Origin of the sequence: Escherichia sp. MOD1-EC6098 (genome assembly GCF_002965865.1) — a bacterium.
Taxonomy (GTDB): domain Bacteria; phylum Pseudomonadota; class Gammaproteobacteria; order Enterobacterales; family Enterobacteriaceae; genus Escherichia; species Escherichia marmotae.
Genome location: NZ_PTSN01000090.1, coordinates 1 through 528, shown reverse-complemented (window position 1 = coordinate 528; position 528 = coordinate 1). Strand labels below are relative to the sequence as shown.

The window sequence follows — 528 nt, the reverse complement described above, 5'->3', positions numbered from 1 at the left end:
CCGGCAGACAGCGGTATGTTCCGGCATCCTCACGGCACTCACCGACAGGCTCCATGCGTCCGGCGCACCATTCCCAGCCTTCGGCTTCCCGAAGGTGTTCAGCGACAGCCTGGAGTTTTTCCAGCAGGGCGGCATCGAGCGCAACGCAGTCCACATAGCCACCCTCGTCGTCGCTGAACAGGTCAGTGCGCAGTTCATCTGGCGAGAAGGCATCAGCCCCCACGAAGCGGAATTTACTGTTCCCTGCCACCGCCACTTCACTTTCGGTCACCAGACGACGAATGGTCTGTACTTCCGGTTTACCGCCCCATCCCGACTGGCAGGCGGCTTCAAACACCTGCACCTGACGCGCGGTATCGTTCTCCAGCGCCAGCGCCTGACAGTGTTCTGTGGTGATGCGATCTTCTGCCAGCGCATCGAGGATGACAGGCGCAAGGTCTGCCAGTTTCAGCATTCGCTGAACGTGGCGGGGTGAATAGCCCAGCAAATCACCGATTTGTGCAGGTGTTTTGCCTTCCTGCGCCATTG

The 528-nt window shown here is 60.0% G+C and carries 1 protein-coding gene; it reads right to left on the bottom strand.

What is annotated here, in order from left to right; translation table 11 throughout:
• Positions 1–528: ParB/RepB/Spo0J family partition protein (locus C0K55_RS25790; protein ID WP_172956567.1), on the bottom strand; the 528-nt coding region annotated here is incomplete at both ends.